The organism is Saccharopolyspora sp. NPDC047091, from assembly GCF_040643635.1.
Taxonomy (GTDB): domain Bacteria; phylum Actinomycetota; class Actinomycetes; order Mycobacteriales; family Pseudonocardiaceae; genus Saccharopolyspora_C.
The window spans coordinates 43,895-66,606 of record NZ_JBEYUS010000028.1 but is presented as its reverse complement, the minus strand read 5'-3'; the positions used below and the strand labels follow the sequence as shown (position 1 = coordinate 66,606).

Here is a 22,712-nt window from a genome sequence, read left to right as displayed (position 1 = left end):
GGCATCCTGGTCGGTCACACGGTCGTCGGGAACTCGGTCGATCGGGGGCTGGGTGTGCGACTCAGGAGACATCGCCGCCTAGTATGGCAAACATAGGATGTTTGGATGAAAGGACCCTTCAGTGCCTTTGGTCACCACCCAGCGCACGGGTCTGGTCGAGCAGGTCATCGCGCAGATGCGCACCCTGGTGAGTTCCGGCGAATGGCCGCTGGGGGAACGCATCCCCACCGAGTCCGAGCTCGTGACCGCGCTCGGCGTCGGCCGCAACACGGTCCGCGAAGCGGTGCGCGCCCTCGCCCACGCCGGGCTGCTCGAAGTGCGCCAAGGCGACGGGACCTTCGTCCGCGCCACCAACGAGCTCTCCGGTGCGGTGCGCCGGCTCTGCGGCTCCGAGCTGCGCCGCATCCTCGAAGTGCGCCGCGCCCTCGAAGTCGAAGCCGCGCGCCTGGCCGCCGCCGCCCGCACCGACGACGACCTCGCCGAACTGGACGCGCTGCTCACCGCCCGCGACGCCGCGCTGGAGCAGCGGGACCCGGAGCAGGTCGTCGACAGGGACACCCGGTTCCACCTGCGGCTCGTCGCCGCCTCGCACAACGTGCTGCTGATCGGGCTCTACGAGGGGATCAGCGAAGCGGTGCAGTCCAGCGTCGCCACCACCTTCGACCCGGCCTCGGTCACCCAGGTCTCGCACACCGCGCTGCTCGACGCGGTCCGCTCCGGTGACGCGCGCGAAGCCGCCGCCGAAGCGGGCGGCTTCCTCGACGAACTGCTCGACTCGCTCGGCGCTCAGCCGGAGAAGCCGACGTCCCCCGGCGCGTAGTCGGTCCCGACGTCGAACCCGGCGTCCGCGGCCGCGCCACCGGCGATCGGCGCCAGCCAGGCCGCGGTCAGCACGCCCGCGCTCACCATCTCCGGTGACCGGCGGGAACCGGCGCGGTGCAGCGCCACGGACGGCGCTCCGAAGCGGGTGATGACGATCTCCTCCCCCGATTCCACGCGGTCCAGCAGCTCCGGCAGCCGCGCCTGCGCTTCTTCCGCGGAGAACTCAGTCGTCATGCCCGCGACGTTACCCGCGTCACTCCCCCGCGCGCACCGCCGCAGGTCCGATGACCGGGAGCCCGGGCGGCGCACCGCGCTCCAGCAGTCGTCGCAGCGCGGCGGTGTCCAGGTGCCGCTCCACCAGATCGCCCAGCAGGTCCAGCTGGCCCTCCCGCAGCGCCGCGAACGAGACGTCCGGTGCCGCGGCGAACCCGTCCCGCCCGGCCTGCGCGGCGACGTGCGCGAGGAACCGGCGGCGGAACCCGTCGTTCTCGAACAGCCCGTGCCAGTGCGTGCCCGCCACCGCGCCGGACACCGCGCCCTCCGGGCCGGACTCGGTCGCCAGCAGCGGCGTCAGCTCATCGCCCGGCCGCACCGGCACGCCGTGGTGGATCTCGTAGCCGGTGATCGGCTCGCCGAACGCGGTGCCGCTCGGGGTGCGCAGCGTCTTCTCCGCCGCGAACTCGATCTCCACGTCGAGCAGGCCCAGCCCGTCCACGACCCCGCCACCGGACTCCACCTCGTCGGTGATCCGCCGCGACAGCATCTGGAACCCACCGCAGATCCCGAACACCGGCAGCCCCGCCCGCGCGTGCGCGAGCACCGCGTCCGCCAGCCCGGTGCGGTGCAGCCACGCCAGGTCCGAGACGGTCGCCTTCGACCCGGGCAGCACCACCAGGTCCGCGTCGGTCAGCCGCGAGGGCTCGGTCACGAACCGCACCGCCACCCCGGGTTCCGCGGCCAGCGCCTCGATGTCGGTGGCGTTGGAGATCCGCGGCAGCTTCGGCACCGCCACCCGCAGCCACTGGTCACCGCGCGGCGGCGCCGGGCTGCCCACCACGCCGTCCGCGACGTAGGACAGCGAGTCCTCCGCGTCCAGCCACAGCTCCTCCGACCACGGCAGCACGCCCTGCACCGGTCGCCCGGTCAGCGCCTTCACCTGCTCCAGCCCGGATTCGAGCAGCGCCGGATCGCCCCGGAACTTGTTGATCACGAAGCCGGTGACCAGCGCCTGGTCCGCCGCGTCCAGCAGCGCCAAGGTGCCGTAGAGCGCGGCGAACACCCCGCCCCGGTCGATGTCGCCGACCACCAGCACCGGCAGCCGCGCCGCCTGCGCCAAGCCCATGTTCGCGATGTCGGTGGCCCGCAGGTTGATCTCCGCGGGCGACCCGGCGCCCTCGCAGATCACCTGGTCGTACTCGCCGCGCAGCTCCTGCAACGTCGCCGACACGACCTCCAGCAGCGCCGCCTTGCGCTCCCGGTAGGACAGCGCCGTCACCTCACCGGCGACCCGGCCCAGCACCACGACCTGCGAGGTGCGGTCCCCGCCCGGCTTGAGCAGCACCGGGTTGAACCGCACCGAGGGCGCCAGCCCGCACGCCGCCGCCTGCACCGCCTGCGCCCGGCCGATCTCGCCGCCGTCCGGGCACACGACGGAGTTGTTCGACATGTTCTGCGCCTTGAACGGCGCCACCCGGACGCCCTCGCGCGCCAGCCACCGGCAGATACCGGCGACCAGCACGCTCTTTCCCGCGTCCGAGGTCGTGCCCGCGACGAGCAGGCCGCTCACGGCAGGGTGAGGATCTCGTTGCCGTCCTCGGTGATCAGGATGGTGTGCTCGAACTGGGCGGTCCACGACTTGTCCTGCGTGGTCACCGTCCAGCCGTCCTCCCACATGTCGTACTCGTGGGTGCCGAGCGTGATCATCGGCTCGATGGTGAACGTCATGCCCGGCTCCAGCACGGTCTGCACCGACGGCTCGTCGTAGTGCAGCACCACCAGACCGGAGTGGAACGAGCGCCCGATGCCGTGCCCGGTGAAGTCGCGCACCACGCCGTAGCCGAACCGCTTCGCGTAGGACTCGATGACCCGCCCGACCACGTTGAGCTGGCGGCCCGGCTTCGCCGCCTTGATGCCGCGCATCGTCGCCTCGTGGGTGCGCTCCACCAGCAGCCGCACCTCTTCGGTGGCCTCGCCCGCGATGAAGGTCGCGTTGGTGTCGCCGTGCACGCCGCCGACGAATCCGGTGACGTCGACGTTGACGATGTCGCCGTCCTCGATCACCGTCGAGTCCGGGATGCCGTGGCAGATCACCTCGTTCAGCGAGGTGCAGCAGGACTTCGGGAAACCGCGGTAGCCGAGCGTCGACGGGTACACGCCGTGGTCCACGAAGAACTCGTGCACGACCTCGTCCACGCGGTCCGTGGTCACGCCCGGCTGGGCCGTCTTGCCCGCCAGCTCCAGCGCCTGCGCGGCGAGCCTGCCCGCCACCCGCATCGCCTCGATCACCTCGGGCGGCTGCACGTCCGGGTCGGTGTTGCGCCGCGGCGCGGGCTTGTCGACGTACTCGGGCCGCTCGATCGTCACCGGCACCGGCCGGCGGGGCGTCTGGACTCCTGGCTGCAACGGTGCGCGTACGGGCATGCCCTCACTCTAGAACGTGCCGTTCGGCCTCCACCGCCCCGCCCCGCGCACGATCTCCGCTGGTCAAGCGCCTGGCGACGCGGTGGTGAGACCTTCCTCCGCGGCCGCGGCCAGCAGCTCCTCGTCGTAGGAGACGTAGGCGTGCAGGCCTTCGCGGAGCTTGCAGGCGGAGGCGAGGTGGATCGCCGCCACCGGGTTCACCTTCGACCGCAGCGCGACCGCGGCGTCCAGCACGTCCTGCTTCACCGGCAGCCGGTCCAGCTTCGACAGCACGATCGTGGCCAGGTCCTCGATCGCGGGCCCCTGCTCGCGGAACCCGCGCAGCACGTCCACCTGGGAGAGGGCGCTGGTGATGCGGGGCTGTTCCAGGCGGTCCCGCACCCAGTCGCTGAGCGCCTTGCTCTCCGGTTCGGGAGCGATCAGCTTCACCAGCGCGGAGGAATCGAAGTAGATCAAGGCCGCTCCTGTTCACCTCGGTCGTCGCCGAGCGGACCGTCCTCGTCGAGCGGCTCCGGCAGCTCACCGCCGTCGCCGGGGATGAGCTCCCCGGCGGCGATCAGCTCGTCGTACAGCGAGCGCTCGCGGGACGGCGGGGTGAGGACGGCGACCGTGCGCCCGCGATCGGTGATCACGATCGATTCCCCGGTCGCCACCCGGCGCAGGTACCGGCTCGCGTGCTGCCGCAGCTCGCGCACCCCGATCCGCTCCATGCGCTACAAAGTAGCACCAGGAGATCGTCCCGCCTCGTCGCACGATCGGATGATCTCGACCCGTCCCGCGAGCAGCACGGCGGATCAGGGCACGTTCGACAGGAAGCTCTGCGCCACCTGCACCGCGGGCTTCGACTCGCCCGAGTCCTCCAGCAGCACCGCGAACGCCAGATCGCCGCGGTAGCCGACGAACCAGCCGTGCGCGTGCGTGCCGTCACCGAACTGCGCGGTCCCGGTCTTGCCCGCGACCTCGCCCTCCCCGGCGACGCCGGTGGCCGTCCCGGACAGCACGACCTCGCGCATCATCGGCCGCAGCTGGTCGAGCACCTTCGGCGACAGCGGTGCCACCTGCGCATCGGCCTTCGTCTCGGCGCCCTCGATCAGCTTCGGAGTGGGCATCGACCCGTTCGCGACCGTCGCCGAGGCCAGCGCCATCCCGAACGGGCTGGCCAGCACGGTGCCCTGCCCGAAACCGTTCGCGGCCCGGCCGGTGGTGTTCTCGGCGGGCGGGGCCTGCCCGGTGATCGTGGTGATGCCGGGCACGTCGAAGTCCACGCCGACGCCGAGCTGCTGGGCCATGTCGGTCAGCGCCTGCGCGGGCAGGTCCACCGCGAGCTGCGCGAACGTGGTGTTGCACGACTTCGCGAACGCGGTGCGCAACGGCACCACGCCCAGGTCGAAGTCCTTGTCGTTCGGGATGGTCCGGCCGTCGAACACCTTGCTGGCCGGGCACTCCACCGGCTGGTCCACGGTCACCTTGCCCGCCTCCAGACCGGCCGCCGCGGTCGCGATCTTGAAGGTGGAGCCGGGCGGGAACTGACCGCTCAGCGCCGGGGCGCCCTGCGCGTCGGCCGGATCGTTCTGCGCCACCGCCAGCACGTCGCCGGTGGAGGGCTGCATCGCGACGATCATCGCGGCCTGCGGCACCGGGTCCACGGCCTGCTCGGCGGCCCGCTGGGTGCGGTCGCTGAGCGTGGTGCGCACCTGGTCCACCGGCCGGGACGGCTGCTCCTGCAGCACTTCGAGCGGGGCGCCGTTCGCGTCGGCGGTGTGCACGTTCCAGCCCGCGTTCGCCGTGACCTGCTCGTCGACCTGCTGCGACACCCCCGCCAGGGCTTGCGCCGCGTACCCGCGCTCGGCGGTCACCAGCTTCGTCTGCGCCGGGAACCGCACCCCGGGCAGGTCGTAGATCGCCGGGCGAACCTGGTCGTAGTCGGCCTGCCGCAGCGACACCACCACGTACGGCTGACCGGGTTCGGTGCGGTTCACGCCGTCCACGATGGTCTGCCGGGTGATCTCCGGGTCCACCGGCTGCAGCCCGGCGGCGAGCCGCTCCGCCACGCCGGGCACGTCGCCCGCGGCCTGCGGGTCGAGGCTGACGGTGACGATCTGCTCCGGCCGCATCAGCTCAGTGCCTTCGCGGTCGAGCACCGGCTGCGGTTCCGGCCGCTGCTCGTCGAACACGAGCCGCTGGCCCTCGGCGAGCTTCGGGTGCAGCACCGACGGTGCCCAGTGCACCTGCCAGCCCTGGTCGGATTCGGTGAGTTCCAGCGCGCCCTGGTACTGCCAGGCCCGGCCGTCGCCGAGGTCCCAGTTCGCGTCGAACGTGGCGCGCGCCGGAGCGCCGCCTTCGTCCTCCGCGACCCGGGTGACGTCGAACCGGACCGCCTGCGGGGACAGCCCGCTGCGCGCGTCGTCGAGGGCCTGCCGCGCCTGCTCCGGGGCGTCGGTCCGGCCGGCCGCGCCCGCGGTGTCCCCGGCCGCGAAGGTGTTCAGGAACGCCGTCGCGACCTCCTGGGCGGACGGCCCGGATTCGAACAGGCCGCAGCCCGAGACGGGCAGGGTCAGCGCCAGTCCGGTGCACGCGGCGAGCAGCCTCGCCCGCGAGCGCCGCTGGGGGAAGATCCGTGAGGAACGCACCCCCGGGAGTATGCCGAAGACCGCGACGGCCCCGACGCCTCCACCCGTTCCTCTGCGGGGAATCCCCCGATCACCACGCGCCCTGCTGCGAACGGCCGAGTCGCCCGGCGATGAGCGTGCGCGCGACGGCGGCCGGGCGCTCAGAACAGGATCGTGCTGAAGGTGCCCAGCTGCTGGAAGCCGACCTTGTTGTAGGCGATCCGGGCGGCGATGTTGAAGCCGTTCACGTAGAGGCTCGCGGCGCGCCCCAGCCCGCGGACGAGGCGGTCGGCGACGGCTGCGGTGCCCGCGGTGCCGAGCCCGGAGCTGCGCTTGTCCGGATGCACCCACACGCCCTGGATCTGGCCGGCGGCCTGCGACATCGCGCCGATCTCCGCCTTGAACACGACCTCGCCGTTCTCGAACCGGGCGAAGGCCCGGCCGGCGGCGATCAGCTCGGCGACCCGGGCCCGGTACCCGGCGGCGCCGCCGTCGCGGGACGGGTCGATGCCGACCTCTTCGGTGAACATGGCGATCGCGGCGGGCAGGTATCGATCCAGCTCCTCCGGCCGGACCTGGCGCACCTGCTGGTCGGGCCGGACGGCGGGGGCGCCGGTGAGCACGAGCAGCGGCTGCTCCTCGCGGATCTCGCGCGCGGGCCCCCACTGGCCGGACAGCTCGTCCCACAGCCCCAGCACCTGCTCGGCCGGGCCGACGAGCGAGGAGCACACCCGGCGGCGGCGCAGCACCCGGTCGGCGAAGGCGCGCATCGCGTCCGGACCACCGGACAGCGGCATCAGGTTGACGCCGGAGAAGCACAACCCTTCGAGCCTGGCGCCGTAGCCCCACACCTCGCCGCCGAGCCTGCTCGGGCGTAACCCGGCCGCCTCGACGCGGGAGGCCACCATGCAGGCCGCGACGGGGTCCCTGCCCAGTGCGGTACGAACCTGGGCCGCGTCCCGATCCTCCAGCAGGCGGGCTCCGACGAGCTTCAGCACGGGTAAAGACTGCCAGACGGCGCAGGCCGCAGGCTCCCCTACCCGGCGTACCCAGCACAATCCGTCCGGGTATCACTCGAACGGCGCAGTGTCGGCGGGCCCGCCGCGAGCGCAACTGACGCTCCGTGTCGACCAGCACGCCGCTGACTCCGGACGAACCGCCCACGAACGAACCAGGCCCGCCGGGTGCTCCCGACGGGCCCGGGATCTCCCGCGGACCGCGCCAACGATCTTCGAACCCGCGCGCGGGCGCCTCGACCACGCGCCGGCGGGCGATCCCCCGACGACCCGTCCCAGAACCCGCGGTGCGGCCGGGGCCGTTTCCCGTCAGCGGCGAAGCCGCTGAGCCGACGACCACGCACGCCACCGGCACCGCAGCGGGTTCTCAGCTGTTCCCTCGCGAGGACGGCGATGTCACGTGCGGCGGAGCCACTCGGGAAATCGATCCCGCAGCGAGGGGACGGCCGAGGTTCCGCAACCCACCCCACGAAGCAAGAAGAGAAGATCAGCCCACCGTGACGACCGGGGCGCCTTCGCCCTGCTCCTCGGCGCCTTCCATCGACTCGGCGATGCGCATGGCCTCTTCGATCAGCGTCTCCACGATCTTGGCCTCGGGCACGGTCTTGATGACCTCGCCCTTGACGAAGATCTGGCCCTTGCCGTTGCCGGAGGCGACGCCGAGGTCGGCTTCGCGGGCCTCGCCGGGACCGTTCACGACGCAGCCCATGACCGCGACGCGCAGCGGCACCTCCATGCCCTCCAGCCCGGCCGTGACCTCCTCCGCGAGGGTGTAGACGTCGACCTGGGCGCGCCCGCAGGACGGGCAGGAGACGATCTCCAGCTTGCGCGGGCGCAGGTTCAGCGACTGCAGGATCTGGGTGCCGACCTTGATCTCCTCGACCGGCGGCGCCGACAGCGAGACGCGGATCGTGTCCCCGATGCCCTGGCGCAGCAGGGAACCGAACGCGACCGCCGACTTGATCGTGCCCTGGAACGCGGGACCGGCCTCGGTGACGCCGAGGTGCAGCGGGTAGTCGCACTGCTCGGCGAGGATCTCGTAGGCGCGCACCATCACGACCGGGTCGTTGTGCTTCACCGAGATCTTGATGTCGTGGAAGTCGTGCTCGGCGAACAGGCCCGCTTCCCACATGGCCGATTCGGCGAGCGCCTCCGGCACGGCCTTGCCGTACTTCTTCATCAGCCGCGGGTCGAGGGAGCCGGCGTTGACGCCGATCCGGATCGGCGTGCCGTGGTCCTTGGCTGCCTGCGCGATCTCCTTGACCTGGTCGTCGAACTTGCGGATGTTGCCCGGGTTGACCCGGACGGCCGCGCAGCCCGCTTCGATGGCCGCGAACACGTACTTCGGCTGGAAGTGGATGTCCGCGATCACCGGGATCTTGGACTTCTGCGCGATCGCGGGCAGGGCTTCGGCGTCGTCGGCGCTGGGGCAGGCCACCCGCACGATGTCGCAGCCGGACGCGGTGAGCTCCGCGATCTGCTGCAGCGTGCCGTTGATGTCGGCGGTGTTGGTGGTGGTCATGCTCTGCACGGAGATGGGGTGGTCGCTACCCACTCCGACCGCACCGACCTGCAGTTGCCGGGTCTTGCGCCGTTCGCCCAGTGTCGGGGCGGGTGCTGCGGGCATGCCCAGATCGACGGTCATCGATTCCTCTCCACCTTTGCGCTGCGCGGATGCGCTCGTGAATGTCAGCGGGACGAGGCGGTTGGTACCGCGCCCCGGCGGCCGGAACGGCTCGGCGGCGAGTTCCTCGCCACCGCTCCGGCGAGTCCCCGGCGGACTTCCGGGTACCCGGCGCGCGCCGTTCCCCGACCCACGATACCGATAGCCACTCCCCCGGACGGGCAAGGTTCACCCCTGGCACGATCACCCAACGTGATCACCGGTGGGCATCCGGCGCAGCGCCGCCCACCGTTCACCGGCGGTTCACGCGGCGGCACTACATCAACGTCACCGGGTTCACCACGTCGGCGACCAGCACCAGCAGCGAGTAGGCGATGAAGAGCAACGTCACGCCGTAGGCCAGCGGCATCAGCCGCGCCGTGTCGAACGGGCCCGGGTCCGGCCTGCGCGCCAGCTTCGCGAAGCCGCGGCGCACCGATTCCCACAGCGCACCGGCGATGTGCCCGCCGTCCAGCGGCAGGATCGGCAGCATGTTCATCACGAACAGCGAGAGGTTCACCGCGGCCAGCAGGTTCAGCATCGTGATCAGCCGCGACGCCACCGACACGTCGTCCATCGACAGCACCTCGCCGCCGATGCGGCTGGCGCCCACGATGCCCACCGGCGAGTCCGCGGAGCGCTCCTGACCGCCGATGGCCGATATGAGGTCCGGCACCCGCTGCGGCAGCTCCACGATCTTCTGCGCGGTGAGGCTGACGAACCCGCCGATCGTGCGGGCCACGCCACCGACGTCCTGGCGCACCAGCACCTGGTCCGGGGTGAGGCCGAGGAACCCGACGACCTCGGTCCGCTTCGGGTCGTCCAGCGCGGGCCGCTTGTCCTGGATCAGGTCGGCGTGCAGGGTCACCGGCTTCCCGTCGCGCTCCACCACGATCGGCACCGAGCCGGACGAGGCGCGGATGGCCTTCTGCAGCTCGGTCCACGACGTGTAGGGCGTGCCGTTGAACTCGACGATCCGGTCGCCGGGCCGGAAGTCGGCGGCCGCGGCGGGCGACGGCGGCGCACCGGGCGGGCAGGTGCCCTTGTCCTGCGCGTCGGCGGACACCACGCACTCGCTGATGGACGAGACGGTGGTGGTGAGCTCGGGCTTGCCGTAGCCCATCAGGATGCCGGCGAAGATGAGCACCGCGAGGATCAGGTTCATGATCGGCCCGGCGGCCATCACGATGATCCGCTTCCACGGTGCGCGCTGGTAGAACTGCCGGTGCGCGTCCTCCGGGGTGACCTCCTCGGCGGCGGCCTCCCGGGCGTCCTCGATCATCACGCGCCACGGCGCGGAGGAGGCGGTGCGCCCGTACTCCTCGTCCCGCTTCGGCGGGAACATGCCGATCATGCGGATGAAGCCGCCGAACGGGATCAGCTTCACCCCGTACTCGGTCTCCCCCGGCTTGCGGGACCAGACGGTGCGGCCGAAGCCGACCATGTACTGGGTGACCTTGACGCCGAACAGCTTCGCGGTGAGCAGGTGACCGAGCTCATGCCAGGCGATGGACAGCAGCAGTCCGACGAAGAACAGGACGATGCCGACGATGACCAGCATCACTGCACCTTCCCTGCCGCTACGAGCTCGCGGGATTTCACTCGGGCCCACTCCTCTGCTGCGAAGACCTCGTCCACGCCCTGCGGTTCACCGCGCCACTGGTCGGCCGCCGCGAGGGTCCGCTCCACAGTCTGCACGATGCCGGTGAAACCACTGTTTCCTCCGACGAACGCGGCCAGCGCCTCCTCGTTCGCCGCGTTGAAGATCGCGGGCAGGCAGCCGCCGGTGGAACCGGCGTGCCGGGCCAGCGAGACCGCGGGGAACGCCTCGTCGTCGAGCGGCTCGAACGTCCACGAGGAGGCCTCGGTGAACGACAGCGGCGGCGCGGCCTTCGCGATCCGGTTCGGCCAGTCCAGGCCCAGCGCGATCGGCAGCCGCATGTTCGGCGGGCTGGCCTGCGCCAGCGTCGACCCGTCCACGAAGGTGACCATGGAGTGCACGATCGACTGCGGGTGCACCACCACGTCGATCCGGTCGTAGTCGACGTCGAACAGCAGCCGCGCCTCGATCAGCTCCAGGCCCTTGTTCACCAGCGTCGCCGAGTTGATCGTGACGACGGTGCCCATCGCCCAGGTCGGATGCTTGAGCGCCTGCTCCAGCGTGACGCCCGCTAGTTCCTGCCGGGTGCGGCCGCGGAACGGCCCGCCGGAGGCGGTCAGCACCAGCCGGTCCACCTCGTCGGCCCGGCCGCCCGCCAGGCACTGCGCCAGCGCGGAGTGCTCGGAGTCGACCGGCACGATCTGGCCGGGCTTCGCCGCCCGCAGCACCAGCGAACCGCCCGCGACCAGCGATTCCTTGTTCGCCAGCGCCAGGGTCGCACCCGTCTCCAGCGCGGCCAGCGTCGGCTTCAGCCCGCGCGAACCGTCCACCGCGTTGAGCACCACGTCGGCCGGGGTGCTCTGCACCAGCTCGGTCGTCGACTCCGGCCCGGCGAGCAGCCGCGGCAGCCGGAACCCGCCGGTGGAGTAGCCGAGCCGCTGCGCCTCCGCGTACAGCGCCAGCTGCACGTCCTCGGCCGCGGTGCCCTTGGCGACGGCGACCGCGTCGACGTCGAACTCCAGCGCCTGCGCGGCCAGCGCGGCCGGGTCGCTGCCCCCGGCGGCGAGGCCCGCGACGCGGAACCGGCCGGGGTTGTTCCGGATCACGTCCAGCGCCTGGGTTCCGATCGACCCCGTCGACCCGAGGATCAGCACGCTGCGCGGGGTCCCGCGCGCGGCGTTCGGCTCGGCGGCACCTGCCTGGCCGCTGGGGACGGGGGATTCGGGGCGCGCGCTCGAGGCGGGGGTCGCGGTGTCCATCACCCGCCATTCTTCCCGAAGGAGGCGCCCACCGGTCGCTCGCGGTGCGCGAACCCGCGATCAGCGTCACGATCGGGGGGTAGGCCCCGGGCATCGGACGCCTGGACCAGCGGTCAGCGCCGCTGGCACAGCGTCCACTCACCAGGCAGGAAGGGGTAGCGCCATGGGCATCATCGGATGGATCGTTCTCGGGTTGATCGTGGGCGCCATCGCCAAGTTGATCATGCCGGGCAAGGATCCGGGCGGGATCCTCGTCACCTTGCTGCTCGGTGTGGTCGGGGCTTTCGTCGGCGGCCTGATCGGGAAGTGGGTGTTCAACGTCGGGCTGGACAGCTTCTGGTCGTGGCGGACGTGGCTGCTGGCCATCGTCGGTTCGATCATCGTGCTGGGCATCTACCGGCTGATCGTCGGCCGGACCGGGAAGGCCGCCAAGGGGGGCTAGCGCTCTCCGTCCACTCCCAGGAAGCCGCGGAACGGGTTCGCCCGTTCCGCGGCTTTGCGCTGTGGCGGGGGTGCGTCACCAGGGCACCGGCGCGCACCCGCCCTATGCGAAGATGGCCTACGCGTGGCGCGTGCCGCGCCGAGTAGCAGGTTCAACCGCCCCGGTGGCCGGTTGTGGCGCAGGAGGGTACGTGGCGAGCACGGAACTGGAGACCAAGCCCAGTCAGGCCATCGACCCGGCAGACGAGCCGTCGGTCGAGTGGGGCTGGCACGGCGGATTCCCCAAGGCCACGCAGGCCGCCGGCTGGTTCACCGTCTTCGCCATGCTGATCATGCTGGTGGGCAACCACCAGGGCATCCTCAGCGGCGGGCACGCCTTCAAGACCGAGGACATCTGGCTGATCGGCATCGCCGTGATCGTCGCGATCGGCCTGCTGGCCGACCTGCGCCGCCGCCGCAAGGGCTTCCGCCGCTGAGGCGGTGCGTCACCCGGGGCCTTGCCCCGGTTGGGACGTTCGAGTGGCAGCGTGCACCCGCTCGGCGGAGCGGTCCCCGAGCCGACCTGCGACGATGATCAGCACCTGAGTCGAGGTCGCCCGATCGGGTTTGCCACGGGAGGTCTACGTTTCGCTGCGTGGGCCACTACCCGGAGCCGCAATTGCACCGGTGGGTCCTGGCACGGCTGGGGGCGGCGGGCGATGAGCTCGCCGGATTGCTGGGTGCTCGGGGCCGCGACCGGATACCGCACGAGTTCCTGGCCGATCCTGCGCGGATCGACGCGCACGCGCTCTGCCTGGAGCTGGACGAGCGCAGCGCCGTCCGCTCCCTCCGATTGCCCGAGGCCTTCCTCGACGAGGTGGCCGGGGCCCGTGCGCCGGAACGGCTGCCCGAGGTGCTGCACGAGGTGGAACGCCTCGACCGGCTGCGGGAGCTGCGGCTGCCGCCGGACGTGTTCGCCGACGTCCCGCCGGAGACCGTCGACTGCTGGCGGCACCGGGCGCTGAACGGCCTGCCCATCGAAGCGGCGAGCGCCCGGTTGCCGCTGCTGGCCGCGTTGTGCTGGCACCGGCAGGGCGAGCTGACCAGGGAACTGCTGACCGTGCTGCTCGCGCTGATCGACGAGCTGCGGGCGCGCGCCGGGGCGCGGCTGCGGGCGGCGGAAGCGGAGTTCGACGGGCGCTGGGGATCCTGGTCCCCTCCCGCGGACCACGTGAACGCGCTGCTGCACCGCCCCGCGGAGCCGGTCCGGTGCAGGGCCGCCCGGGCCGCCCTGCACGTCACCTACACCTCCGACCACCGGGAACTGCTGGCCGCGCTGCTGCACGTGCTGGACTTCCGCAGCAGCGACCGGCGCCGCTGGCCGCTGCTGGCGGCCTTGGGGGAACTGCTCGAAGGCCCCACCCGGGTGTGGGGCGAGGGCCGCTACCTGCCGTCCGGGGTCGACGTACCGGTGCGCGGCGTGGTGCCCGCGGGCTGGCTGGTCGGCGTGGTGGACCGGCACGGCCGGGTGGACCGGACCGGCTACGAGCTGTGCGTGCTGCTGACCTTGCGGGAGGCCGTGCGCGAGGGCGCGGTGACCGTTCCCGGTTCCGCCGAGCCGCGCGCGGGCATCGGCCGTGCGATCGGCGAGTGCCTCTCCTGGCCCCCGGACGCGGCGGCGCTGAGCACCACCGGTCCGCCACTCGGGTGACGCGGCGTCCCACCACGTGGCGCGCCCTTGCGCGCACCGCGCGTCGCGCATGGAGTGGGCGGATGACCGGTGCGGTGCTCACCCCGTTCTGGCCGGCTCGGCGTGGATCGCTGTTCGACCAGGCGTGTCGACGGGCCGCGCAACCCCTGCGCGGCCGCTCCCGCTCGGCACGCCCACCGGCCAGCACGACGAGGAGGTCACCGATCATGTCGGTCACCGATGAACTGCTCCGCAACAACGAGGTCTACGCGGCGGGCTTCGCCGGCCCGCTCCCGCTGCCGCCGTCGAAGCACGTCGCCGTGGTGGCGTGCATGGACGCCCGGCTGGACGTCTACCGCGCGCTCGGGCTGCGCGAAGGCGAGGCGCACGTGATCCGCAACGCGGGCGGGGTGATCACCGCGGACGAGATCCGGTCGCTCGCGATCAGCCAGCGCCTGCTCGGCACCGAGGAGATCGTCCTCGTCCACCACACCGACTGCGGAATGCTCACGTTCACCGACGAGGAGTTCGCCGCCACCCTGCGGCAGGAGACGGGGGTCGAACCGGGCTGGACGGCCGAGGCGTTCGACGACGTCGCCGCGGACGTCCGGCGATCGCTGCGGCGGATCCTCGACGACCCGTTCATCCCGCGGAAGAGCTCGGTGCGCGGGTTCGTCTTCGACGTCGCCACCGGGAAGCTCGACGAGGTGAGCTGACCCGCCCGGGGCCGACCGGACAGCGCGGTGCGAGGGGAAGGAGCGCTGTCCGGCCGGCGACGACCCGATGCCGGTCGGGGGGTCTCGACATCGGACCTGGTGGTCCGGCGTCGCCGGGACCACGGCCAGCATGATCTCCGCGCAGCGCGTATTTCCAGAGGCCCCACACGGTCGATGGACATCCCTTGCGCGGGCCGCGCCGCAGCGGCGCCGGAACCGCAGCACCGGCCCGCACCGCACCGTTCGCGCAGGTCAACGAGGAGCGCCCGGCACCGGGCGATGCGTGCGGATGCAACCGGATCGGCGGTGCGGCGCTCCGGGAACCTGCCGATCCGGATCATCCGACTTGATGAAGCGGCGTGGCGACGATCTCCGGGCGAGCTGATCCGGGCTCAGGCGGCCGGGGTGAGCCCGGCTCGGCGGTCAGGCCTCGGCGGCGAGCTGCCCGCAGGCCGCCGCGATCTCCTGGCCGCGGGTGTCGCGGACGGTGCACGGCACGCCCGCGTCGCGGACGCGCTGCACGAACTCGCGCTGCACCGGCTTCGGCGAGGCGTCCCACTTGCTGCCCGGCGTCGGGTTCAGCGGGATCAGGTTCACGTGCGCGAACTGCCCGAGGTGCTTGTGCAGCAGCTTGCCCAGCAGGTCCGCGCGCCACGGCTGGTCGTTGATGTCCCGGATGAGGGCGTACTCGATCGACACCCGGCGGCCGGTGTGGTCGGCGTAGCCGCGCGCGGCCTCCAGCACCTCGGCGACGTTCCACCGGTTGTTCACCGGCACCAGCGTGTCCCGCAGTTCGTCGTCCGGGGTGTGCAGCGACACCGCCAGCGTGACGTGCAGCTGCTCCTCGGTCATCCGCTTGATCGCGGGCACCAGGCCCACGGTGGAGACCGTCACCGAGCGCTGCGACAGGCCGAGGCCCTCCGGCGCGGGGTCGCAGATGCGGCGCACCGCGGAGATCACGCGCTTGTAGTTCGCCAGCGGTTCGCCCATGCCCATGAACACCACGTTGGACAGCCGACCCGGCCCGCCGGGCACCTCGCCGTCGCGCAGCATCGCGGCCGCGGTGCGCACCTGGTCCACGATCTCCGCCGTGGACAGGTTCCGCTGCAACCCGCCCTGCCCGGTCGCGCAGAACGGGCAGGCCATGCCGCAGCCCGCCTGGCTGGAGATGCAGACGGTGGCGCGGTCGGTGTAGCGCATCAGGACGCTCTCGATGAGCGTGCCGTCGTGCGCCCGCCACAGCGTCTTGCGGGTGGTGCCCTCGTCGGTGTCCAGCGTCCGCACCTGCGTGAGCAGGGTGGGCAGCAGGTCCGCGCCGAGCTTGGCCCGGCTCGCGGCGGGGATGTCGGTCATCGACTCCACGTCGGCGTTGAGCCTGCCGAAGTAGTGGTGCGCGAGCTGCTTCGCGCGGAACGGCTTCTCCCCGAGCTCGCCCACCGCGGCGCGGCGCTCCTCCACCGACAGGTCGGCGAGGTGACGAGGGGGCAGACCGCGCTTGGGCGCGTCGAAGACCAGCGGAAGTGAAGTCGACATAGCGCCCACCAGTGTCCCACGGCCCGGAGCCGACCTCGTCGGCACGTCCGGGTCGGCACGCCGAGGACCCGCGGCCCTGGTTCGACCCCACCCCATCGGTTAATGTTTCGGCGTGCCGAAATTTCACTCTCCAGCGCGGCGAACTTTCCGCGGCAGGCGGGCCGCGGCGGGTCTCGCCGCGGTGGCCGCGGCGCTGCCGCTCGTCGCCGGGTGCGGCGCCGGGCTCGGACGGGCCGACGACGGCAAGCCCTCGGTGGTCACCACCTTCACCGTGCTCGCCGACATGACCAGGGCCGTCGCGGGCGACCGGATCACCGTCGACTCGATCACCAAACCGGGCGCCGAGGTGCACGGCTACGAACCCACCCCCAGCGACCTGCTCACCGCGGCGAAGTCCGACCTGGTGCTCGACAACGGGCTCGGCCTGGAGAGCTGGTTCGCCCAGTTCGTGGAACGCAGCGAAGCCCCGCACGTGACGCTCAGCACCGGCGTCGACCCGATCCCCGTCGAAGCGGGCGGCACCCGCGGCGCCGCCAATCCGCACGCCTGGATGTCCCCGCGCAACGCCGAGATCTACGTGGCGAACATCCGCGACGCGCTCACCCGGATCGACCCCGCGCACGCCGCCGAGTTCCGCGCCAACGCCGACGCCTACACCCGGCGGCTCGACGAGATCGACCACTACCTGCGCACCGAGCTCGACCGCATCCCCCCGCAGCAGCGGGCGCTGGTCACCTGCGAAGGCGCCTTCTCCTACCTGACCAGGGACGCCGGGCTCCAGGAGGCGTACCTGTGGCCGGTCAACAGCGAATCCGAAGGCACCCCGCAGCAGATCAAGAACACCACCCGCTTCGTGCAGCAGCGGCGCGTGCCCGCCGTGTTCTGCGAATCCACCGTGAACGACAAGGCGCAGCGCCAGGTCGCCGAGGAGACCGGGGCGCGGCTCGGCGGCACCCTCTACGTCGACTCGCTGTCCGAGCCCGGCGGACCCGTGCCCACCTACCTGGACCTGCTGCGGCACGACGCCGAGACCATCGTCGCCGGACTCTCCGGAGGTGCCCGATGAGCGTGCGGGCCAGTCACGTCACCGTCTCCTACCGCGACACGCTCGCCCTCGACGACGTGACCGTGGACATCGCCTCCGGCCAGGTCTGCGGGCTGCTCGGGGTCAACGGCTCGGGCAAATCCACCCTGTTCAAGGCGCTGATGGGCCTGGTGCGACCGGACCGCGGCGAGATCCGGCTGCTCGGCCGCGACCCGAAGCGCGCCCGCCGCGACGGGCTCGTCGCCTACGTGCCGCAGTCCGAGGCGATCGACGCCACGTTCCCCGTCACCGTCGCCGACGTGGTGCTGATGGGCCGCTACGGGCGGATGGGGATCACCCGCCGCGCCCGGCCCGCCGACCGGGCCGCGGTCGCCGACGCGCTGGACCGGGTCGGGCTCACCGACCTCGCGCGCAACCCCATCGGCGCGCTCTCCGGCGGTCAGCGCAAGCGCGCGTTCGTCGCCCGCGGCATCGCCCAGGGCGCCGAGCTGCTGCTGCTCGACGAACCGTTCGCCGGGGTCGACAAGGGATCCGAGGCGATGATCGCCGCGCTGCTGCGGGGACTGCGCGACGAGGGCCGCACCATCATGATCTCCACGCACGACCTCGCGGGCGCCCCGGCCCTGTGCGACGAGGCCGTGCTGCTGCACCAGCGGGTCCTCGCACAAGGCCCCGTCGACGACGTGCTCGCCCCCGAAGTGCTCGCCCGCACCTTCGGCGTGCCGGGAGGAATCCGATGAACGACCTCGCGATCTGGCTGCTCGAACCCCTCCAGTTCGGCTTCATGCGGCGCGCGCTGCTGGTCAGCGTGGTGGCGGCGCTGGTGTGCGCGGTGCTGTCCTGCTGGGTGACGCTGATCGGCTGGTCGCTGCTCGGCGACGCCGTCTCGCACGCCGTGCTGCCCGGCGTGGTGCTGGCCTACGTGTTCGGGCTGCCGTTCTCCGTCGGCGCGTTCCTGTTCGGCGGCCTGTCGGTGGCCATGATCGGCGCGGTGCGCGGCACCACGAAGCTCAAGGGCGACACCGCGATCGGCGTGGTGTTCACCGGGCTGTTCGCGCTGGGCGTGGTGCTGATCTCGCGCATCCCCAGCCAGGTCGACCTCAACCACATCCTGTTCGGCAACGTCCTCGGCGTCACCGACGGCGACATCGCGCAGGTGCTGGTGATCAGCGCGATCACGCTGGCGGTGGCGATGCTGAAGCGGCGCGACCTCACGCTGTACGCGTTCGACCCCACCCACGCGCACGCCATCGGGCTGCGGCCGCAGCGGATCGGCGCGCTGCTGCTGACGATGCTGGCGCTGACCGTGGTCGTCGCGCTGCAGGCCGTCGGCGTCATCCTGGTGACCGCGATGCTGATCACGCCGGGGGCGACCGCGTTCCTGCTCACCCGGCGCTTCCACCGGATGCTCGCCGTGGCCGCCGCGCTGTCGGTCGGCAGCGGCGTCGCGGGCACCTACCTGAGCTTCCACCTGGACACCTCGACCGGCGGGATGATCGTGTGCTGCCAGGCCGCACTGTTCCTGCTCACCTACCTGTTCGCCCCCGGACAGGGCCTGCTGCGGGAGCTGCGGCGGCGGCACGCGCGGCGCGCGGAAGCGGCCACCGCCGGATAGTCCACCCACTCGTGGCACCGCCCGGTCTCCTATCGTGGGTGCCATGACGAGCATGGCCGAACGCCCCTCGGCGTCCGTGGAGGACTACGTCCGGGCGATCTACGGGCTCACCGAGCGCGGGGTGGCCGTGACCAACGCGACGCTGACGCAGCGGCTGGGGCTCAGCCCCTCCTCGGTGTCCGGGATGATCACGAAGCTGGCCCAGCTGGGGCTGGTCACGCACATCCGCTACCGCAGCGTCGAGCTCACCGCCGACGGCCGCCGGCTCGCCTACGACGTGCTGCGCAGGCACCGGCTGCTGGAGCTGTTCCTGGTGGAGGTCCTCGACTACACCTGGGACGAGGTGCACCCGGAGGCCGACGCGCTCGAACACGCCGTCTCCGACGAGCTCATCGAGCACATCGCCGCGAAGCTCGGCCACCCCACCCACGACCCGCACGGCGACCCCATCCCCACCGCGGACGGCGTCGTCGAGAAGCCCACCACCCGGCTGCTCGACCAGGTCGAACCGGGCACCATCGGCACCATCGCGCGGGTCTGGGACACGGACTCGGAGCTGCTGCGCTACCTCACCGACCACGGGATGACCCTCGGCGCGCGCATCGAGGTGGTGGAACGCAAACCGTTCGGCGGACCGCTCGTGGTGCGCGTCGGGGAGGCCGCGGAGGCCGAGACCCACTTCCTCGGCACCGAGATCGCCGGCACCCTGTCCATCCGCAGCTGAGGCTCAGGAGGCGCGGCGGTCCTGCCCGGGGTGCTGCGGCTCCTCGGCTTCCTGCTCCCCGACTTCCGGTTCCTCGACTCCCGGCGCCTCGTCCTCGGCGCCGCTCGCCCCGTAGAGCTCGTCGGCGAGCAGCCGGTCGTGCAACTCGTCGGTGCGGTGCGCGCCGAGCACCGCGAGCAGCAGGTCGAAGCGGTGGTCGGTGAGCACGATCGCGACGTAGGCGAAGCCCCCCAACCCGCCCAGCACTAGCGCGGACACGAACCGGGCGGGCACCTCGTCCTGCACCAGCAGCACCACCGCGACCGCCAAGGCCAGCACCGAGGTGAACGCGACCGCCCTGGCCAGCATCAGCCGCCGCCACAGCGTCCGGAAGGTGGGGTGCTGCCGGGACAGCTCGCGGACCAGCCTGGCTCGTTCCCGCCGGTCCATCCGCGCGACCTGGCTCAACCCCGCGGTGACCGGACCACCCGCGTGAATGGCCATCTGGTCGCTCCTGTTGCACGTGTTCGCGGCGGGATCGGGTCGGTCGCCTGCCGTCTCGGGGTTCGCAGCGGGCCGGTGTTCCGCACCGCGATCGGCTTCCGATCGCCACGCCGCGTGCCGCGGTGGCGTCGTCGCCGCATCGCCCCGGCGGGCACCACACTCCGTCACCACCACAAGTCGATCACGGCGGAGGTCTCCGAACAAGGCGTCATTCGGGGGCCGCCGAACTACGATCCGGACACTCGGCGGTGACCGCGATCGAGTACGCCAGTCGTCTTGATCGTCCGGTCGGTTGGTCTTGCCAGCCATTCGGGAGACATCGCTACTTTACGTGTCGGTAACCGCGCGTCGATCACCAAAAACACGCTTCTACCAGGAGTTTTCCGAACTCGCGAGAAACGATCGGTATTCGGATGAAATGCTCGAGCACCACGAATCGCGCACTACTCGCCCGAAGTTCGGAAACCCCGGACCAGCCCTACCGGACGAGTGCGAATGCGCATCCGATAACCCACTTCGAACTCGCATCCCGAGATCTGCCGCAACGCGCGGCGCGCCACCTTCGGCGAGAACTCGATCCCCAGCACCGCCGCCAGCTCGGCCCGATCCGCGAACCGCCACACCGCGCGCACCGATTCGCTGCGGAAGCCGTGCAACTGGAAGAACCGCTCCACCGCCACCGGGTCGAACCGCGGCGAATCAGCGCGCATCCAGTCGCCGTACGGCGGGCACGCCCCGTCCAGGTCGACGATCGCGAGCGTGCCGCCCGGCCGCAGCACCCGCTCCGCCTCCACCAGCCCCGGCTCGCAGCCCGGACCGAAGAAGTACGCCGTGCGCGCGTGCACCAGGTCCGCGCAGGCGTCCGGCAGCGGCAACCGCTGCGCGGGCGCCTCGTGCACCCGCACCCCCGGCAGCCCGGCCACCCGCTGCCGCGCCCGCTCCACCAGCGGCGGGTGCGGCTCCACGCCCACCACCGACCGCGCCGACTCCGCGAAGACCCCCAGGTGGAACCCGTCGCCGCAGCCCACGTCCACCACGTCGCCGCCGGACCAGTCGCAGCCCGCGCGCAACGCCGCCCACAGCGCACCGGATACGTCCTGCGCCCGGTTCTCCCGCTCGTAGACGTCCGGCCAGTGCCAGATGTTCGGACTCGGCGTGATGCGGGGCGGATCGCCCGATCCGATCACCGGGCGGATCCCGTCACCGCACGACCCCGATCATTGCGGGAGCAACCAGAACAGCATCATCCACGCCACCACCGCGGACGGCAGCAGCGAATCCATCCGGTCCATCAGGCCACCGTGCCCGGGCAGCAGGTTACCCATGTCCTTGATCCCGAGGTCCCGCTTGATGACCGACTCCATCAGGTCGCCCAGCGTCGCGCTGCACACCAGCGCGGCCCCGAACAGCGCGCCCTGCCACCACTCGCCGCCCAGCAGCAGCACCACCGACAGCACGCCCGCCACGGTCCCCGTCACCATCGACCCGCCGAAGCCCTCCCAGGACTTCTTCGGGCTGATCGACGGCGCCATCGGATGCTTGCCCAGCAGCACCCCGAACGCGTAACCACCGGTGTCCGACGCCACCACACCGATCATGAAGCACAGCGCGCGGAACGCGCCGTCCTCCGGCCCCACCAGCATCGCCGCGAACGAAGCGAACAGCGGGACGTACGCGGCGGTGAACACCGACGCCGTCACATCGCGCAGATATCCGTCCACGCCGAGCCGGAACCGCCACGCCAGGCAGCCCAGCGTCGTGATCGTGAACGCCACCAGCACCCCGCGCAGGCCGAACGGCCAGGACAGCCAGATCATCAGCTGCCCGCCGATCAGCACCGGCAGCATGCTCACCCGGATGTCCGCGCCGCGCCGCAGCGCCCCGGCCAGTTCCACCGTGGACACCGCGGCCGCCACCGCGACGATGCCGATGAACAGGTGCCGCAGCATCAGCAGCGACAGGATCACGGCGGCGCCGAGCACCACGCCGACCCCGATCGCCGCGCGCAGATCACGACCCGCCCGGGACGGGCGCGACGGCTGGTCCGGTGCGGAAGCGGACATCCCGGACTCACCTTCGCGCTGGCTGGTCGTCACCGAAGGTCGCCCGGGTCCAGCACACCCGGCACCCGGGCGGCCGACGGCCTGACCCCGGGCGGACACGAGCGGAAACGACCAGACGCCCACACGGGCGCCGCCGGCGAAAGCGGCCCGGCAGCCGCGAACCACAGTTGCAAGACAGCCTCTCAAACTTCGAGGAGCTCTGCTTCCTTGTGCTTGACGAGCTCGTCGATCTGGGCCGTGAAGCGGTGGGTGAGGTTGTCCAGCTCCTTCTCACCGCGAGTGCCCTCGTCCTCGCCCGCGTCGCCGTCCTTGACCGCGCGGTCGATGCCTTCCTTGACCTTGCGCCGGATGCCGCGGATCGTGATCTTGCCTTCCTCGCCCTTGTGCTTGGCGAGCTTGGCCATCTCCTTGCGGCGCTCCTCGGTCATCTGCGGGATCGCGATCCGGATCAGCTGACCGTCGTTCGACGGGTTCACGCCCAGGTCGGAGTCCCGGATGGCCTTCTCCATCGCCGCGAGCTGGCTGGCGTCGTACGGCTTGATGACGACCAGCCGGGCCTCCGGCACGCTGACGCTGGCCAGCTGGTTCAGCGGGGTCGGCGAACCGTAGTAGTCGACGACGATGCCGGAGAACATCGCCGGATTGGCTCGGCCGGTGCGAACCGTGGCCAGGTCGTCCTTGGCCACCTGCACCGCCTTCTCCATCTTCTCCTCGCCGTCGAGGAGGGCCTCGTCGATCACGGTTGCTCCTTAGGTGTGGCGGCCGAATGTACGTGCAGTGCGCGCCGCGCGACGCGGTGAAGCGCCGCCAGCGG

24 protein-coding genes are annotated in these 22,712 nt (G+C 71.8%); 9 read left to right on the top strand and 15 right to left on the bottom strand.

The genetic code is table 11. The features are described from left to right. Nucleotides 1–121: 121 nt before the first annotated feature. Nucleotides 122–820: a FadR/GntR family transcriptional regulator gene (locus tag ABZ805_RS14840; protein ID WP_358439643.1), complete on the top strand. Its 699-nt coding sequence runs from the start codon at nt 122–124 to the stop codon at nt 818–820. Here the strand turns inward: ABZ805_RS14840 and ABZ805_RS14835 are convergent. The 10 genes from ABZ805_RS14835 to dxr form a co-directional block, all read right to left on the bottom strand. Beyond that, the gene (locus ABZ805_RS14835; RefSeq protein WP_358439640.1) at nt 787–1,056 is read right to left on the bottom strand and encodes a type II toxin-antitoxin system prevent-host-death family antitoxin; all 270 of its coding nucleotides are present in this window, start codon (nt 1,054–1,056) and stop codon (nt 787–789) included. The genes ABZ805_RS14840 and ABZ805_RS14835 overlap by 34 nt on opposite strands. A 19-nt stretch (nt 1,057–1,075) precedes the next feature. Then, nucleotides 1,076–2,608 (bottom strand): cobyric acid synthase, encoded by a 1,533-nt coding sequence (locus ABZ805_RS14830; protein ID WP_358439637.1) that lies wholly within the window; start codon nt 2,606–2,608, stop codon nt 1,076–1,078. Further along, nucleotides 2,605–3,462 (bottom strand): type I methionyl aminopeptidase, encoded by an 858-nt coding sequence (gene map, locus ABZ805_RS14825; RefSeq protein ID WP_358439634.1) that lies wholly within the window; start codon nt 3,460–3,462, stop codon nt 2,605–2,607. The genes ABZ805_RS14830 and map overlap by 4 nt, the downstream gene beginning before the upstream one ends. Before the next feature lie 63 nt (nt 3,463–3,525). Further along, entirely contained in the window at nt 3,526–3,918 is a 393-nt protein-coding gene (locus tag ABZ805_RS14820; RefSeq protein ID WP_358439631.1) for a PIN domain-containing protein, read from the bottom strand. Next, nucleotides 3,915–4,172, bottom strand: a complete 258-nt coding sequence (locus ABZ805_RS14815) for a type II toxin-antitoxin system prevent-host-death family antitoxin (RefSeq protein WP_358439628.1) — start codon at nt 4,170–4,172, stop codon at nt 3,915–3,917. Before ABZ805_RS14815 ends, ABZ805_RS14820 begins: the two co-directional genes overlap by 4 nt. An 84-nt stretch (nt 4,173–4,256) precedes the next feature. Further along, complete coding sequence (locus ABZ805_RS14810) at nt 4,257–6,092, bottom strand: penicillin-binding transpeptidase domain-containing protein (RefSeq protein WP_358439626.1); 1,836 nt, start codon at nt 6,090–6,092, stop codon at nt 4,257–4,259. Between the two features lie 140 nt (nt 6,093–6,232). Then, nucleotides 6,233–7,069 (bottom strand): GNAT family N-acetyltransferase, encoded by an 837-nt coding sequence (locus ABZ805_RS14805; RefSeq protein ID WP_358439623.1) that lies wholly within the window; start codon nt 7,067–7,069, stop codon nt 6,233–6,235. A gap of 505 nt (nt 7,070–7,574) precedes the next feature. Continuing rightward, nucleotides 7,575–8,732 carry a flavodoxin-dependent (E)-4-hydroxy-3-methylbut-2-enyl-diphosphate synthase gene (gene ispG, locus ABZ805_RS14800; RefSeq protein ID WP_358439620.1) on the bottom strand — a complete coding sequence of 386 codons (1,158 nt, stop codon included), beginning with the start codon at nt 8,730–8,732 and terminating at the stop codon, nt 7,575–7,577. 295 nt (nt 8,733–9,027) lie between these two features. After that, on the bottom strand, nt 9,028–10,311 hold the full coding sequence (locus tag ABZ805_RS14795; RefSeq protein ID WP_358439618.1) for a site-2 protease family protein: 1,284 nt from the start codon (nt 10,309–10,311) through the stop codon (nt 9,028–9,030). Then, nucleotides 10,311–11,609: a 1-deoxy-D-xylulose-5-phosphate reductoisomerase gene (gene dxr / locus ABZ805_RS14790; protein ID WP_358439615.1), complete on the bottom strand. Its 1,299-nt coding sequence runs from the start codon at nt 11,607–11,609 to the stop codon at nt 10,311–10,313. The genes ABZ805_RS14795 and dxr overlap by 1 nt, the downstream gene beginning before the upstream one ends. Before the next feature lie 163 nt (nt 11,610–11,772). Here dxr and ABZ805_RS14785 point away from each other — a divergent pair, with 163 nt between their 5' ends. From ABZ805_RS14785 to ABZ805_RS14770, 4 genes are all read left to right on the top strand, one after another. Continuing rightward, a complete protein-coding gene (locus ABZ805_RS14785) occupies nt 11,773–12,051 on the top strand; it encodes a GlsB/YeaQ/YmgE family stress response membrane protein (protein WP_358439612.1) in 279 nt (92 codons plus the stop codon). Nucleotides 12,052–12,241: 190 nt separating this feature from the next. Further along, nucleotides 12,242–12,526: a DUF2631 domain-containing protein gene (locus tag ABZ805_RS14780; protein ID WP_358439610.1), complete on the top strand. Its 285-nt coding sequence runs from the start codon at nt 12,242–12,244 to the stop codon at nt 12,524–12,526. 158 nt (nt 12,527–12,684) lie between these two features. After that, a complete protein-coding gene (locus tag ABZ805_RS14775) occupies nt 12,685–13,740 on the top strand; it encodes a hypothetical protein (RefSeq protein ID WP_358439607.1) in 1,056 nt (351 codons plus the stop codon). Between the two features lie 206 nt (nt 13,741–13,946). Then, the gene (locus ABZ805_RS14770) at nt 13,947–14,435 is read left to right on the top strand and encodes a carbonic anhydrase (RefSeq protein WP_358439605.1); all 489 of its coding nucleotides are present in this window, start codon (nt 13,947–13,949) and stop codon (nt 14,433–14,435) included. A 423-nt stretch (nt 14,436–14,858) separates the two neighbouring features. Here the strand turns inward: ABZ805_RS14770 and rlmN are convergent, their stop codons facing one another. Further along, entirely contained in the window at nt 14,859–15,968 is a 1,110-nt protein-coding gene (gene rlmN, locus ABZ805_RS14765) for a 23S rRNA (adenine(2503)-C(2))-methyltransferase RlmN (RefSeq protein ID WP_358439602.1), read from the bottom strand. 112 nt (nt 15,969–16,080) lie between these two features. Here rlmN and ABZ805_RS14760 point away from each other — a divergent pair, with 112 nt between their 5' ends. Genes ABZ805_RS14760 through ABZ805_RS14745 form a run of 4 tightly spaced genes read left to right on the top strand, consistent with a single transcriptional unit; the run spans nt 16,081 to nt 19,352 of the window. Next, nucleotides 16,081–17,034: a metal ABC transporter substrate-binding protein gene (locus tag ABZ805_RS14760; protein WP_358439599.1), complete on the top strand. Its 954-nt coding sequence runs from the start codon at nt 16,081–16,083 to the stop codon at nt 17,032–17,034. Then, nucleotides 17,031–17,753, top strand: coding sequence for a metal ABC transporter ATP-binding protein (locus ABZ805_RS14755; protein ID WP_358439596.1), 723 nt, complete (start codon nt 17,031–17,033; stop codon nt 17,751–17,753). The genes ABZ805_RS14760 and ABZ805_RS14755 overlap by 4 nt, the downstream gene beginning before the upstream one ends. After that, a complete protein-coding gene (locus ABZ805_RS14750; RefSeq protein ID WP_358439594.1) occupies nt 17,750–18,628 on the top strand; it encodes a metal ABC transporter permease in 879 nt (292 codons plus the stop codon). The genes ABZ805_RS14755 and ABZ805_RS14750 overlap by 4 nt, the downstream gene beginning before the upstream one ends. A 43-nt stretch (nt 18,629–18,671) precedes the next feature. Continuing rightward, complete coding sequence (locus ABZ805_RS14745; RefSeq protein ID WP_358439592.1) at nt 18,672–19,352, top strand: metal-dependent transcriptional regulator; 681 nt, start codon at nt 18,672–18,674, stop codon at nt 19,350–19,352. Nucleotides 19,353–19,355: 3 nt separating this feature from the next. Here ABZ805_RS14745 and ABZ805_RS14740 read toward each other — a convergent pair whose 3' ends face one another. The 4 genes from ABZ805_RS14740 to frr form a co-directional block, all read right to left on the bottom strand. Continuing rightward, on the bottom strand, nt 19,356–19,835 hold the full coding sequence (locus tag ABZ805_RS14740) for a hypothetical protein (RefSeq protein ID WP_358439589.1): 480 nt from the start codon (nt 19,833–19,835) through the stop codon (nt 19,356–19,358). Between the two features lie 443 nt (nt 19,836–20,278). Continuing rightward, a complete protein-coding gene (locus tag ABZ805_RS14735) occupies nt 20,279–21,022 on the bottom strand; it encodes a class I SAM-dependent methyltransferase (protein ID WP_358439586.1) in 744 nt (247 codons plus the stop codon). Nucleotides 21,023–21,052: 30 nt separating this feature from the next. After that, nucleotides 21,053–21,898 carry a phosphatidate cytidylyltransferase gene (locus tag ABZ805_RS14730; RefSeq protein ID WP_358439584.1) on the bottom strand — a complete coding sequence of 282 codons (846 nt, stop codon included), beginning with the start codon at nt 21,896–21,898 and terminating at the stop codon, nt 21,053–21,055. Between the two features lie 182 nt (nt 21,899–22,080). Then, on the bottom strand, nt 22,081–22,638 hold the full coding sequence (gene frr, locus ABZ805_RS14725) for a ribosome recycling factor (protein ID WP_358439581.1): 558 nt from the start codon (nt 22,636–22,638) through the stop codon (nt 22,081–22,083). Between the last annotated feature and the right edge of the window lie 74 nt (nt 22,639–22,712).